This window comes from Pseudomonas sp. PS1(2021) (assembly GCF_020405165.1).
GTDB classification, from domain to species: domain Bacteria; phylum Pseudomonadota; class Gammaproteobacteria; order Pseudomonadales; family Pseudomonadaceae; genus Pseudomonas; species Pseudomonas aeruginosa.
This window is the reverse complement of sequence record NZ_CP084484.1, coordinates 1,519,071-1,532,263: the sequence shown is the minus strand read 5'-3', so window position 1 is coordinate 1,532,263 and position 13,193 is coordinate 1,519,071. Positions and strand designations below refer to the sequence as shown.

The 13,193-nt window shown below is 58.9% G+C and carries 8 protein-coding genes, 1 tRNA gene and 4 pseudogenes; 4 read left to right on the top strand and 9 right to left on the bottom strand.

Features of this window, described 5'->3' with window-relative positions:
• Nucleotides 1-806 precede the first annotated feature (806 nt).
• From LE197_RS07465 to LE197_RS07435, 6 genes and pseudogenes are all read right to left on the bottom strand, one after another.
• Nucleotides 807-1,277 (bottom strand): annotated as a pseudogene (locus LE197_RS07465) (IS5-like element ISPpu21 family transposase); the annotation flags it as partial.
• A gap of 58 nt (nt 1,278-1,335) precedes the next feature.
• A pseudogene (gene ltrA / locus LE197_RS37065) lies at nt 1,336-2,605 on the bottom strand (group II intron reverse transcriptase/maturase).
• A 519-nt stretch (nt 2,606-3,124) separates the two neighbouring features.
• Nucleotides 3,125-3,637: pseudogene (locus LE197_RS07450) on the bottom strand (IS5-like element ISPpu21 family transposase); the annotation flags it as partial.
• A gap of 64 nt (nt 3,638-3,701) precedes the next feature.
• Nucleotides 3,702-4,364, bottom strand: a complete 663-nt coding sequence (locus LE197_RS07445; RefSeq protein WP_058195149.1) for a DUF3218 family protein — start codon at nt 4,362-4,364, stop codon at nt 3,702-3,704.
• Nucleotides 4,365-4,379: 15 nt separating this feature from the next.
• Nucleotides 4,380-5,384 (bottom strand): pesticin C-terminus-like muramidase, encoded by a 1,005-nt coding sequence (locus tag LE197_RS07440; RefSeq protein WP_023106544.1) that lies wholly within the window; start codon nt 5,382-5,384, stop codon nt 4,380-4,382.
• Nucleotides 5,385-5,408: 24 nt separating this feature from the next.
• Nucleotides 5,409-6,107 carry a hypothetical protein gene (locus tag LE197_RS07435; RefSeq protein WP_023106543.1) on the bottom strand — a complete coding sequence of 233 codons (699 nt, stop codon included), beginning with the start codon at nt 6,105-6,107 and terminating at the stop codon, nt 5,409-5,411.
• 209 nt (nt 6,108-6,316) lie between these two features.
• Between LE197_RS07435 and LE197_RS07430 the strand changes: the two genes are divergently transcribed.
• The 3 genes and pseudogenes from LE197_RS07430 to LE197_RS07420 all read left to right on the top strand — a co-directional run.
• Complete coding sequence (locus LE197_RS07430) at nt 6,317-6,859, top strand: hypothetical protein (RefSeq protein WP_047712877.1); 543 nt, start codon at nt 6,317-6,319, stop codon at nt 6,857-6,859.
• A gap of 669 nt (nt 6,860-7,528) precedes the next feature.
• Complete coding sequence (locus LE197_RS07425; protein ID WP_031631187.1) at nt 7,529-7,741, top strand: DUF4224 domain-containing protein; 213 nt, start codon at nt 7,529-7,531, stop codon at nt 7,739-7,741.
• Nucleotides 7,742-8,385, top strand: a pseudogene (locus LE197_RS07420) (integrase); the annotation flags it as partial.
• 112 nt (nt 8,386-8,497) lie between these two features.
• On the opposite strand, the gene LE197_RS07415 reads toward LE197_RS07420, so the two are convergent.
• Together LE197_RS07415 and LE197_RS07410 are read right to left on the bottom strand one after the other, a co-directional pair.
• A tRNA-Leu gene (locus LE197_RS07415) sits at nt 8,498-8,584 on the bottom strand.
• Nucleotides 8,585-8,697: 113 nt separating this feature from the next.
• Entirely contained in the window at nt 8,698-10,110 is a 1,413-nt protein-coding gene (locus LE197_RS07410; protein ID WP_031631184.1) for an ATP-binding protein, read from the bottom strand.
• Between the two features lie 76 nt (nt 10,111-10,186).
• On the opposite strand from LE197_RS07410, the gene LE197_RS07405 reads away from it, so the two are divergent.
• Complete coding sequence (locus tag LE197_RS07405) at nt 10,187-11,530, top strand: HD domain-containing phosphohydrolase (RefSeq protein ID WP_009314114.1); 1,344 nt, start codon at nt 10,187-10,189, stop codon at nt 11,528-11,530.
• 10 nt (nt 11,531-11,540) lie between these two features.
• On the opposite strand, the gene LE197_RS07400 is transcribed toward LE197_RS07405, so the two are convergent.
• Entirely contained in the window at nt 11,541-13,148 is a 1,608-nt protein-coding gene (locus LE197_RS07400; protein ID WP_009314113.1) for a methyl-accepting chemotaxis protein, read from the bottom strand.
• Nucleotides 13,149-13,193: the final 45 nt, after the last annotated feature.

The window sequence follows — 13,193 nt, the reverse complement described above, 5'->3', positions numbered from 1 at the left end:
TTCTTCTGGGCAATAAATCCTTCGCATGAAACACCGCACATAACATCTGCGGTGAAGCACAGATTCTCCCTGGAAAGCTCGTACAGGTTACTTGGCCATGTCAGGCAGTCGTAGTTTCCGCCGATTGGACACATCACTTGCGAGATATCGCCTGCTGCAACGATTTGCGATCCGGGCAATGAGTTAATTTCCCCATAAGCCCACACGCCCGAGCTAACCAAAGCCAACAAACTGGCGCACCACACTCGCATTGACTTCACCGACTCCTCCTTGATCCGGCCTCATGCCGGCTTACCCAACTCTAGCCCCGACGACATCATTGCGCCATCACGCATGGCGCAGTGATGTCGTCACGTTCGCGAAAAGGACCCCGCCGCATGATCAAGCGCTCCCTATACCTCTTCCACTTCTGCTTACGGCAAGTGCAAGTAGCTGCAGTCCATGCCCTCTCAGTGACACCGAGGCGAGGCACCACAGCATTTGCGGCCTGACAGAGGACTGGGGGAAGAACTGGAAGCGCATCAGGGCCGGCAGCCTCAAGCATGCCCGCCAGGGTGGGGAGGAGTTGCTGCCGTGAGCCAGCGCATCTACCTCGCTGTCTCCAACTATGAAATTGAGGGAATGAGTAAACAAAGGCCGGCAGAGCCGGCCATTACCTAGGGATGGTCTGAAGTAGCCACGTATTTCTGGCCGACTACAGACCTCGCTGTTTTTTGAAGCGATCCATCGATCAAAAAGCGCTCAGATCGTCGTCTTATGTAGGGTTTTTAGCCGCTACGCGTACCCCGTAGCGGCTATTCGCCGTGTTACAGGCGCACCTCTCCTGTGTTCGCGAGTAAATGCCGCCGCGCCATCCACAGATTCGACAGCGCAAACAGCGTAATCAGTTGTGCGGTGTTCTTGGCCAGGCCACGGAAGCGCACCTTGGTGTAACCAAACTGGCGCTTGATCACCCGGAATGGATGTTCGACCTTGGCACGTACCTGCGCCTTGGCCTTCTCGATTTTGCGCTTGGCCTTGTACAGCGGGCTGCGCTTGCTCAGTTGCTGGTAAGTGCTGCGCCGCGCCGCAATCTGCCAGATGACCGAGCGGCCTGCATGCTCGGCACGCTTCTCGACGCCGGTATAGCCGGCATCGCCGCTGACCAGGTTCTCTTCGCCGTGCAGCAGCTTGTCCACCTGGGTGACATCGGCCACGTTGGCCGCCGTGCCCACCACGCTGTGTACCAGGCCGGATTCGCTGTCGGCGCCGATGTGCGCCTTCATGCCGAAGTGGTGAGTCGGCCGCGGAACTGCCCCCGCAGCCGCTCGCAGAACCGTACGTGACACTCTCGCGTCATACGGCTCCCGTTATCCAACCTTGCTGCCCGGTCACTCGCCAGTGATGAAACAGCCGGGGTACCACAGTCCGCATCTTGTCCAGCCATTGGCTAACGCGCCGCTTGCGCCTATGAAGAGCCTTGTATTTTCGTCGGGCCCAGCGTTCAAGCGCGCGGTCAATGTGCTGGAAGATGCCAAGCATGGCTGTCCGATAGAACGAGCCATAGTATTGCCACCACCCCTGTATCACTGGATTGTAGAGCCGAGCCACGTCGACCAGCGTCACGTGGGTTTGGCGATTGAGTCGCCACCTGCGTACCGCTTGCCGCATCCGCTTTAAGGCATCCGCACTCGCTCCCGGAAGGAAGCTCGTGAAGAGCTGGTCTTGTTTGCTGAGCGCCTTCCTCGGCCTAAAGGTGAAGCCGAGGAAGGTAAAGCTCACATGCGGATAACCTGCGCGACGGTTACTGTCCTTGCAGTACACGACCTTCGATTTCTCGGGGTGCATCGTCAAGCCACAGGCAGCCAGCCCGTGAAGCAATGGAGCGCATCACGTACTCCGCTTGCTTTCGACTGCGGCAGTGCACCACCGCATCATCGGCGTAGCGGGCAAACGGGCAGTTGGGGCTGGTACGTTGCATCCAGGTGTCGAAGGCATAGTGCATGAACAGATTCATCAGGAGGGGACTGATCACTCCACCTTGCGGGGTGCCGCGTTCGCGTGGGACGCGCATGCCGTGATCCGTTTCGAACGGCGCAACCAGCCACCGCTCGATGTACAGAAGTATCCAGTCCTCCTTGATGTGCAGGCGCACCGCCTTCATCAGCAACCCATGATTGATCTGATCGAAGGCTGCCTTGATATCAAACTCCACCACCCAGTCGTATCGCCAGCAGCGCTCACGCGTGATCGCCACCGCCTGCTTCGCTGATCGTCCCGGCCGGTACCCATAGGAGTCCGAGTGGAAGATCGAGTCCAGCTCCGGCTCGATGAGAAGCTTGACCACGGTTTGCGCGACACGATCACCAACCGTGGGCACTCCCAGCTTGCGCGTGCCTCCCGATGCCTTGGGAATTTCTACTTGCTTGACCGGAGGCGGGAAGTACGACCCCGACGACATCCGATTCCACAGCTTGTAGAGATTCTTAGACAGATCCCGCTCGAAATCGGCGATGGTTTCATCGTCGATGCCGGCAGCACCGCGGTTGGCCCTGACCTGCTGGTAGGCGTCCCATACCGTGCGTTTCGCTATGTCATAAGGTTTCGCCGAGCTCACGCCACTCATCCCCGGAGGTTGGCAACGCTCGTCGGCCGGATAACGCCGCCCCTTCGCTCCACCTCCATTACAGAGACTTCATCGCTACTACGGGAGGCTCCGCCCCTCGTTCCAGCATCGGTATTCTTCCTCATGGTGTTGGCCATTTGTCATTTTCCTTCGCATCTGGAACAAGGTTCTCACGTTCCGTACCAAAGCCTGTATGAAGATCATGCCGCCTATACACCGGCTGCCATCGGGTCCGTAAGCAGGTAACGCCCCGACTTGTCCTGAAGCCAGTACTCCACCTCAGTTTCGGCAGCACCTTGGGCATAACGATGCGTCATCGGACGGTTTGCTTTCGCTCATCTTCTCCATACTCACCTGCCATCCTCAGGGATGACTTTTCCTCGGTCGCTCACCACCACACCTTTTGGATGCAGCAGCACCGGGTGGTTTGAAGTCCGCTCCTGCAAGCCGACTTCGGAAGGCCTACTTCCATCTTCGGCACAGCAGCACAGGTCATCCGACCTGTGTTCGTGACACACAGTACTGGTTGCCCTTCTTGGTCTGGTGCATCTCGGGATCGCGCTTGCCGTCCTTGTTCTTGGTCGAGCTCGGCGCATGGATCAGCGTGGCGTCGACGATGGTGCCCTGGCGCAGCGACAGGCCACGGTCGCCCAGGTAGCCATTGATCACCGCCAGAATCCCGGCCGCCAGCTCGTGGCGCTCCAGCAGGCGACGGAAGTTGAGGATGGTGGTTTCGTCGGGGATACGCTCCAGGCTCAGCCCGGCGAACTGGCGCAGGATGGTCGTCTCGTACAGCGCTTCCTCCATCGCCGGGTCGCTGTAGCCGAACCAGTTCTGCAACAGATGCACGCGCAGCATCGCCATCAGCGGATAGGCGGGACGACCGCCTTCACCCTTCGGGTAGTGCGGCTCGATCAGGGCGATCAGGCCCTGCCACGGCACCACCTGTTCCATTTCGATCAGGAACAGTTCCTTGCGGGTCTGCTTGCGCTTGCCGGCGTACTCGGCGTCGGCGAAGGTCATCTGCTTCATCGGAAAGCTCTGCGGGTGAAGTCGGCGGATTTTGCCAAATCAGGAAGTCTTTTTCAGAGTTTCCCTAGAGAGCATGGTAGGCCAGAGTTAGAGCCATGCCCGTCACATAACGCATTCCATCACGAATCTGGTTGAAAACTGCACTGAAGTTTACAGCACCTAAGTGCAGACCTACTCCGGGGGTTATGAGCGACTTGATACTTTGTGGCAGATTCATAGCTGAAAGCTGTGCAGCCGTAAGGCTCCCCAAGTTCACACCATAGCCAACTAGGAGGCCTGAGCTGTCGGTTGCACCGCCACCTGTACCGGGAACTATCGAGACACTATTAGGTAAAATATTCGTCGATTTACCTAACACCCCAAGTAGTCCTGCACCATATTTGGCTTTCACAGAAACCAGATTAGCCCTAGTGCTTTGAATGAGCGGAACCAGATCGTCACATACTACATCCTTATTTTGAGACATCTGGAACCCCAATAGCAAAATATTGGATGTTTCCTGAGCAAGAGCCGTCACATACTGTTGATTAACAGCATTTATATCTCCACCTGGGACAAAATCCGGATGCAACTTTAAAGGAATGTCCCAAGCCTCTGTCGTCTCAGCCTCGGGAAATACTGCTCCAGGGGTGCAGATATTATACAGCCCCTTGTACAGGGTGGTTAGCGAGGCACCAGGCGCCACATAAATATTTTGATCCTGCGCAGCACTAATGGCATCAGTCATACCATCATCACCCCACTAGTTTGGAAGACCTAAAGCTTGTTGAAGATAGTCCGCCCTGTCATTCAGGCGATTTGTTCTGTAGTCGCCGGGCACATTTGGATGACCATCCCAGTTTCTCAACTCGTAGACTACAGCAGCCCAATCATGCTGCCTTATTTCCGCCTCAAAATTAGGGAAGACTTTTCCTTGACCATATTGATAGTAAACATCCACCGCTACCGTCCGGACGGCTGGAGGCAGCCCACTCCAAACGTCAGAGAATTTACTACGAACAGCGCCAGCCACCCTATTTAGTTTCGTAGAAAACAACACCATCCCATCATCATCGGTAAATGGAGGGATGATTAAAGCAAGTGCAGAATATATATTAGGATCAGTTCTACTCAAGCCCAGACCAGGCCGAACCTTGTCTCTGGTAGAAACAGGTATTCCCATGGAAATCAGTTCCTGCTCATCGTGCTGCCCTAAGTCAAATCCATATCCGACCGTGATTGCAGAGTCACCTGCCTGGGGAATCGTTACGGTGTTCGGACGAGAACCAGCCGGAAGCTCATGCCTCGCCGTGAAGTCGGAGTTAATTTGCTCAGCAGCCAATGTCTCCATTGACTGCTGGATTAGAGCAACCTTTGCTTCTTTGTCTTCATCAATCCTATCTTGTATAAATGTATTTATTTGAGAGTTGAGTTTTTCCGACAAATCAGACATGGTTATCAGATTACTACCACCAGTCTCAGGAACCGTTCTTATGCTAATTTCATGCCCTCTGAAGTAGTGATCAGAGACGACCATGGGCCGTCCAATGGTCGTATTTATAGAATCAATTAGCGATTGAGCGATCCCTGTACGAGCAGCCACACTCCAGTTAGTCAGCCAAGTATCATTTATATAATAGGGAATTTGATTAGCATATATAGTAATAGGCGACCCATCAAATGAGGCACCTACCTTCCCCCCACCTTCATACGGAAAAAGCAAATCAGATATCGTCCTCTCCAACTCTTTAAAATTTTCATCATCCATAACACAGCCCTCTACTTAGCAAACCTACGAACACTCACTCAGCAACTTAGCATGTTCATTACGTAAAATTTCATACATTGCTCTTTCATCCTGCGGGAGGTATTCAGGCCTTATAGAATCAAAGAACCCCACATCACCCTGCATTTTGCGACACGCCTTCTTGTCTCCCCGTTCTAAATTCAAGGCTGATATTTTATTTATCAACCCCATACGCGGAAGAGGCTCTATAAACTGCGAGCACTTCTCATAAAGCTCCTTCGAGAGTAAATACCCCTTATCTTTTCCTCCCGAACTTAACGCACTCTCGATTATGGACAGCCTCTTTCTAGAAGAACTAAAGGCACACAAGCTGTATGCAAGTTTGTAACTTCCATAGAAGCCAGCCCTAGTCCCACAATAGTCTCTACACCCGAGACTTTCCTGGCCTCTAGACAACTCAATTTCACCAGCATTATTTTTTACATCAACATCACATCGATCTGCATATGACGGCCCCTCCACAATAATCCTAGAACCATCAACCTTCCCTCCTAGAGAGCAAGAATGCCCATTACTTCCTAGCGTACTAACTCTAAATATCTTGTTTCCATTCTTATCAAGAAAGACATTAAAAACCCCTCCATCACCGACCCGCAAATACATTCCGCTCTTTATCTCTGAGCCGGCAATAGCTAATGCAGAACAAGAAATAAGCATAACCACTAAATACTTTGAGAATTTCATACACCCCCCTTTTTATTTAACTTATTAAAAAATCAATAGTCTCGACCATACCTAAAGTTCGGCTTGATGTTTTTTAGAGCCTGTCACTTCAGATAGCAGCACTTTGCCCCTACCCAGCCCCGCGCGATCCAACGGATAGGACCGCGCAAGCGCTTCCGCTTCCGCTTCCGCTGCCGACCGCCGGCGCCGGAGCAACCGAAGACACCACCATGCCCTCTGCCCAACACCAACTGATCGAGCAGTGCGCCACCCGCCTGCGCGGCATCGTCGAAGCCCTGGACAACATCCACAACACCAGCCCGCACCGCTGGTCGACGGACTTCGACGATGTTCACTCTTCCGCCGAGAGCCTGCTGGCCCTGATCAAGGACCAGGCGCCGGCGCTAGATGCCCAGGGCCTGGCGCAGTCCTCCCCAGCGCAGGCCGAGCAGCCCGCCGCCGACTACGAGGAAGTCCTGGCCGATCACCGACGTCTGGTGCGCGAGTTGGACGTGCTGCTGAACGGAGAGGAAGGCGCCGCCAAGCAGGCAAGTCTCTGCGATCTGGTCGGACAGGTGTCCACCATCGTGCGCGAGCGTCGCGTGCCTCTGCTGTCCCGTTCGCAGACAGAGGACGCTCCGGTAATCGGATGCCTCTACGGCATGCCGATGACCGAGGGCCATCACTCGCCGGACGGTTGCAGCAGCCTTGGAGAGTTCGCAACGCATGTGGTGGTTCCGCGGGAAGTCCTGGAGCGCTCCATTGATCGCTAGGCATGCTGCGCCATGTCGCAGACGCCGGGCGCTGAAGAGGCATGGGAAGAACTCCGCGCCCTGCTGAGCGAGCAGGAGGGAGGCTCCGACCATGCGTAGAGCGCTGACCGCCCTCGGCATCATCGCCATCGTCGGCCTCGGCCTGGCCGTGGTGGGGCTGGTGTAGATATTCCCGATCCTCCGCACGCTGGCGGCCTGGCAGACGGGGTGCTTCGGATGAAGCAGAAACCAGGCATCGCCCTTCCCCGATGGCTCCTGCGGACAACCACGATGCAGATGCACAGCGTCGACGTGGTGCTGGTCATGGCCCTGGTGCTCCAGCACCACGGCCCGGCCAACGCTGTTCGCCGCGCCGCCGGTCAGCTTCGCGACAGAGTGTTTGCCGAGCACCGGCCCAAGATGACCGCGCCCATGCGCATGCCAGACGACACGGCGGCGCTGCAAGTGGCCATCGTCCAACGCGCCACCGACGCCCTGGGCATTCTGGCGGGAAAGCCGTTTCCGGCCAGACCCTCGCCCAGCGAAGGCCCACCGGATCAGGGCACATGCCCGCCAAGGCTGGTCCCGTCACCGGTGAACCGGTGCATCCTACCTGAAATCATCCATGACGCGGCCCAACGGAAAGGGCTGCGGAATCGTCCGGTTATAGGCCGGGAGAGGCATTACCTCATGGAAAACATCACATTCTTGACCCACGAGGAGGTGTGCGAACCGACTGGGGCGCGCGCCAAAGCCAAGCAGATAGAGGTCCTGAAAAAGAATGGCATTCGCCACACTGTGAAGGCCAACGGCTGGCCGTGTGTCATCACCGCCAGCCTGCTGGCACCGGCCACGGCTGCGAAACCCGAGAAGACGGGCTGGACTCCAAGGAAAGCAGGATAAATGGGAAGACGGCCGACCCAGCCGGGGAGCATTCCCCGGCTCCGCGAAAGACGCCGCGGAGACAATATCTATTACTACTACGACCTCGGCGGCAAGCCACGCAAAGAACTACTCCTTGGAACGGACTACGGCCTGGCGATCACTGAATGCGCCCGCCTGGAGAGAGCGCGCACAGCCGATGCAAAGCTAGCGGAGACGCTCACGTTTCGCTATGTGGCTCAACGCTACTTCATCGACGTCGTGCCAACGAAAAGCCCTACAACGCAGAAGAACAACGCCCGCGAGTTCAAGCAACTGCTGGCGTTCTTCGATGATCCACCTGCCGCCATCGGGGATATCGAACCGAAGCACATCAAGCAGTACCTGATCTTCCGGCGGTCGGCGCCGATTCGCGCAGATCGGGAAATCTCCCTTTTCTCGGCCATCTGGAACTACGCGCGTGAGATGGGCTACACCAAACTGGCCAACCCATGCTCAGGCGTGAAACGGAACACAGAGCGCGGGCGTGATGTGTATGTCGAGGATGACCTCTATGCAGCGGTCTATGAAGCGGCAGATCGGATGCCATGGACCTTTCTTACCTGACGGCCCAGCGCGTGGCCGACACCCTGAAGATGGATGAGCGCGATATCCGCGACCGGAAAGGCAAGAAAGTGAAGCCGACGAAGTAGAAGATTGCGGAAATAATCAGGAATTGCGGAAAGAAATATGGAGGAACTTTCTTTACTGGAATCGGCTGAACGCCAGGAAACACGATGGTGCCCGGAGCCGGGGTCGAACCGGCACGGGGTTACCCCCGAGGGATTTTAAGTCCCTTGCGTCTACCGATTTCGCCATCCGGGCAGGATCTCGCTTCAAGTGAGCCGGCAATGGGAACCAAACCGGCATCCCAACCCGAGACCCACCCCAAACGGTAGATAAATCATTGTCTTACGTTACCCTAGCCGGCGCAACAGTTAATTTCCGTGGGCTCCGCCCAGGTTGCCGGGCGATTCCAGGGGAAGCACGATCCGGAAAGCGCTGCCGACTCCCGGCTGGCTGCGTACCTCGATGGTGCCGCCGTGTTTCTGGACGATCCCGTAGGAGAGCGACAACCCCAGGCCGGTCCCCTTGCCTACCGGCTTGGTGGTGAAGAACGGATCGAAGATGCGCGGCAGGATCTCGGGGGAGATGCCCTGCCCCGAGTCTTCCACCTCGATCCAGGCATGCTCCACGGTATGCCCCGTGCGAATCACGATGCGCCCCCGCTCCGGCCCCATCGCCTGGGCTGCGTTCATCACCAGGTTCATCACCACCTGGTTGATCTGCGACGGCAGGCACTTCACCTCGGGCAGATCGCCGTATTCGCGGACCACGTCGGCCCGGTACTTCAGTTCGCTGGCGACGATATTGAGGGTCGACTCGATCCCCTGGTGCAGATCGGTCCACTGCCAGTCGTCCTCGGCGTCGACGCGGGAGAAGTTCTTCAGGTCCTGGACGATCTTGCGCACCCGCCCTATTCCCTCCCTGGATTCGCGCAGCAACACAGCGACATCTTCCTTGACGAAGGCCAGTTCGACCCGCTCACCGAGCTGCTCCAGGCGTCTTGCCAGCGCCTCGTCGCGGATCGCGGGGCGAGCCTCTTCATAGGCTTCAAGTACCTCCAGCAAACGCCTGACGTGCTCCTCCAGGGTGGTGTAGTTGGAGGAAACGTAGCTGATGGGGTTATTGATCTCATGGGCGACGCCGGCGGCCAGGTGGCCGATCGAGGCAAGCTTCTCCGTCTGCACCAGTTGGCTTTCCAGCTCCTTGCGCTCGCCGATCTCTTTCTCCAGCGCCTCCTTGGCCTGGCCGACTTCCTGGGTGATCTCCTGGATGGCAGCCTCCATCCGGCTCATCTGCAATTGGAGGTGAGCCGTCACGTTCCACTTGGCGCTGAGATTGCCGGCCATCTGGCGGACCTCCTGTCCCTGCAAAGGCAGGCCGAGGAGCAGCAGGCGCTCTTCCGCGGCCCACGGCGCCAATAGCGGAAAATCGGCGGGAGGCGCATGCACCACGACCTGCAAGCGGGAGTCGAGACGCCAGAACCGCTCGAGAACGGGAATATCCGCGCCTACCGACGACATCCCGAGAAACACCACGGCATACGGCGCATCGGCCTGGAGGGCCGAGCGTATCCGCCCCAATGCCTCCTCGGCGCTTCCCGCCGTATCCACCTGGTAGCCCCGCTCAGGCGCCACGGGAGGCGATTCGGCCCCTAGGGTTCCCTGCAACAACCCGCATACACGATCTCGATCCGCCTGCCGCTCATCGATCACCAGCAAGCGCCGGTTCCTGATGGGTAACGCCTCCATGATCCGCACCTCCGCTCGCCCTGCCGCCGCATGCATGCCCCTCGTCCAGGCCAGACTCGGACTATGCTTGCCTGAAGCACTCAGGCAAAACTCACCCGGTGGACAGACACTCATGAACGATAGCGCACCTCCTTCCAACGAGACGGAGATCCGCTTCAGCGTACTGCTGGTCGACGACGAGCCGCTGATCCTCAGCAGCCTGCGCCGGCTGCTACGCAACCAGCCCTACGACCTGTTGCTGGCGGAAAGCGGCGAACAGGCCCTGCAACTGCTGGAAAGCCGGCCCGTGGACCTGGTGGTGTCCGACGCCCGCATGCCGAACATGGACGGTGCCGCCCTGCTCGCGGAAATCCATCGCCGCTTCCCGGAAACCATTCGCATCCTGCTCACCGGCCATGCCGACCTGCCGACCATCGCCAAGGCCATCAACGAAGGGCGCATCCACCATTACCTGAGCAAGCCGTGGAACGACGACGAGTTGCTGCTGACCCTGCGCCAGTCGCTCGAATACCTGTATTCCGAGCGCGAGCGGCGGCGCCTGGAGCGACTTACCCAGGAGCAGAACGACCGCCTCCAGCAACTCAACGCCACGCTGGAAAAGCGCGTTCAGGCGCGCACCGCCGAACTGCAGCAGACCGCCGACATGCTCGACCTCGCCTATGAGGAGCTAAAGCGCAGCTACGTGGTCGGCACCGAAGTCTTCTCGCTGCTGGTCAACCAGCGCCTGCCCAAGGACAAGCAGACCAACCAGCAAATCATCGAACTGGTCCGCGCCTGCTGTGCCGGCGGTCTCGTCGACGAATCGGATGGTCGCGACCTGGCGATGGCCGCGGCGCTCTACAACATCGGCAAGCTGAGCTGGAACGACACCCTGCTCCGCTCGCCCTCGGACCTGCTCTATCACCACGACCGCGATCGTTTCCGCGGCTACCCGGAACTCAGCGAGTCGCTGCTGATGTCGCTGGAGCCGATGCAGGACGCCGCCCGCCTAATTCGCCATCACCAGGAGCACTGGGACGGCAGCGGCTATCCGGACCACCTCAAGGGCGAGTCCATCCCCCTGGGCTCGCGCCTCTTGAAGCTGGCGGTGGATTTCGTCGAGTTGCAGCGTGGGCTGATCCTCGAACGGCGCATGAATCGCGACGAAGCGCTGATGTACATCCGCAAGTACGCCGGCCGGCTGTACGACCCCGAGCTGATCGAGCCGTTCATCCAGGTCTGCGCGACGACCCTTGCCGACGTCACCCTGGCCGATCCGCAAGTCCGTGCCCATGGCACCCGCGATCTGGTTCCGGGCATGGTGCTGGCGCGCAACCTCACCGCCAACAACGGCATGCTGCTGCTCAACGCGGGCAAGATCCTGAACCTGGCGCTGATCGAGAAGCTGATCGCCTTCGAAGCGATCGAAGGCGCACGCTACACGCTGTTCGTGCGCCTCCCGGAGTCGGCGACCTAGGCGGCTCCCATCAGATCTTGAAGCGCTCTACCGACGAGCGCATGGTCGCCGCAACCTCGTTCAGGCGCCTGGCGGTGGCGGCCATCTCGTGCATCGCCTGGGTGTTCTGCTGCGAACGCTGGGCGATGAGTTCCACGCGCTGGGCGATTTCATCGCTGGCGCGCGACTGTTCGCGGATGGTCTGGGAAATTTCGTCGACCACCGACGCGGCATGACGGGTTCCATCGAGGATCTCGTTGATCGATACCCCAGCCTGACGAGCGAACGACACCCCCTCGTTCACCCGGCTCACGCCGGCCTCCATGCTGTTGATCGCCTGCCCCGTGCTGGCGCGGATACGCTCGATCATCGCGGTGATCTCCTGGGTCGACTGGGTGGTCCGCGCCGCCAGCCCGCGCACCTCGTCGGCGACCACGGCGAAACCGCGCCCGGCCTCTCCGGCCCGCGCCGCCTCGATGGCGGCGTTCAATGCCAGCAGGTTGGTCTGCTCGGCGATCCCCTTGATCACCTGGATGATCGAATGGATCTCGTCCGACGACTGGCCGAGAGCGGTGATGCTGGTGGAGGACTGGTTGACCACGTCGGCGATGCGGCTCATCCCTTCCACCACGTTGAGGATCACCTGTCCGCCACTGCTGGCCAACTCCTCGGACTTGGCCGAGATCACCCTGGCGTTGTCGGCGTGGTCGGAAATCTGCGAGATATTGGTGATCATCTCTTCCATGCTCGCAGCCATGCTGGTGGCGCTGTCGGCCTGTTGGCTGGCGCCGTGGACGATCGACTGCGAGGTCTGGCCGATGGACTGGGAGGTGTCGTGGAGCTCTTCGCTTTCCTGGCGGATGATGGTGATCATCTGCCGCAGGTTCTCCTGCATCTCGCCCAACGCCCGCTGCAACTGGCCGGCCTCGTCATTGCTGTCGACGCCGATCGGCTCCTGCAGGTTGCCCTGGGCGATCACCCGGGCCGATGAGACCAGTTTGCGCAGCGGCTGCAGGACGGCGCGCAGCAACTGGCGACAGAGCTGTCCGAGGACCAGGCAGGCGACCAGGATGCCGCCCGCGAGCATCCAGGCGGAATAGCGCATGCTGTCTTCGCGCGCCCGGTTGGTCTGCTCGACGTGTTTCTCGATCAGGCTGCTGAGCGCTTCGTTGCGCCCTTCCAGATCCTTGAAGGCCTGGACGAACTGCGGCAGGTCGGCCCGCGCCGCCACGGGATCGAGCAACGCCTTGCCGACGATGCTCTCGGCGGCGCCGATGTAGGCTTCCAGGTCGGGCCGCAACTCGACCAGCGCCTGGTGTATGGCGTCGTTGAGAGGCAGCCCCTGGTTCTGCTCGACCACCTTGCGAAACCACTGGCTGTGCTCCTGCAGGTCCTCGCGGACCTGCTCGGCCGCCGCGCCGTCGCCGGGCTGGACCACGAACGCCGCCAGGACGTCGGCGCGCAAGGCGTCGTGCATCATGTCGCCTTCCAAGTGGTTACGCATCGCATTGACGCTCAGCTCGTTCTCCGACAGCGCCTTGCCCAGCCGCAACTGCCCCCAGAAGCCGACCCCGCCGAGCAGCACCACAGCCACGATGCCGATGGCGCCCGAAGCGAGGATCCTCTGCCGAATGTTCATCCCTGGGCTCCTTTCCATGCGAGATATCGCTAAGGATAGTCAACC

Excerpts from the sequence above, each read along its gene's own strand:
- LE197_RS07445 (WP_058195149.1), bottom strand. The coding sequence starts at position 4,364 with ATGACTGATGCCATTAGTGCTGCGCAGGATCAAAATATTTATGTGGCG.
- LE197_RS07440 (WP_023106544.1), bottom strand. The coding sequence starts at position 5,384 with ATGGATGATGAAAATTTTAAAGAGTTGGAGAGGACGATATCTGATTTG.
- LE197_RS07435 (WP_023106543.1), bottom strand. The coding sequence starts at position 6,107 with ATGAAATTCTCAAAGTATTTAGTGGTTATGCTTATTTCTTGTTCTGCA.
- LE197_RS07430 (WP_047712877.1), top strand. The coding sequence starts at position 6,317 with ATGCCCTCTGCCCAACACCAACTGATCGAGCAGTGCGCCACCCGCCTG.
- LE197_RS07425 (WP_031631187.1), top strand. The coding sequence starts at position 7,529 with ATGGAAAACATCACATTCTTGACCCACGAGGAGGTGTGCGAACCGACT.
- LE197_RS07410 (WP_031631184.1), bottom strand. The coding sequence starts at position 10,110 with ATGCATGCGGCGGCAGGGCGAGCGGAGGTGCGGATCATGGAGGCGTTA.
- LE197_RS07405 (WP_009314114.1), top strand. The coding sequence starts at position 10,187 with ATGAACGATAGCGCACCTCCTTCCAACGAGACGGAGATCCGCTTCAGC.
- LE197_RS07400 (WP_009314113.1), bottom strand. The coding sequence starts at position 13,148 with ATGAACATTCGGCAGAGGATCCTCGCTTCGGGCGCCATCGGCATCGTG.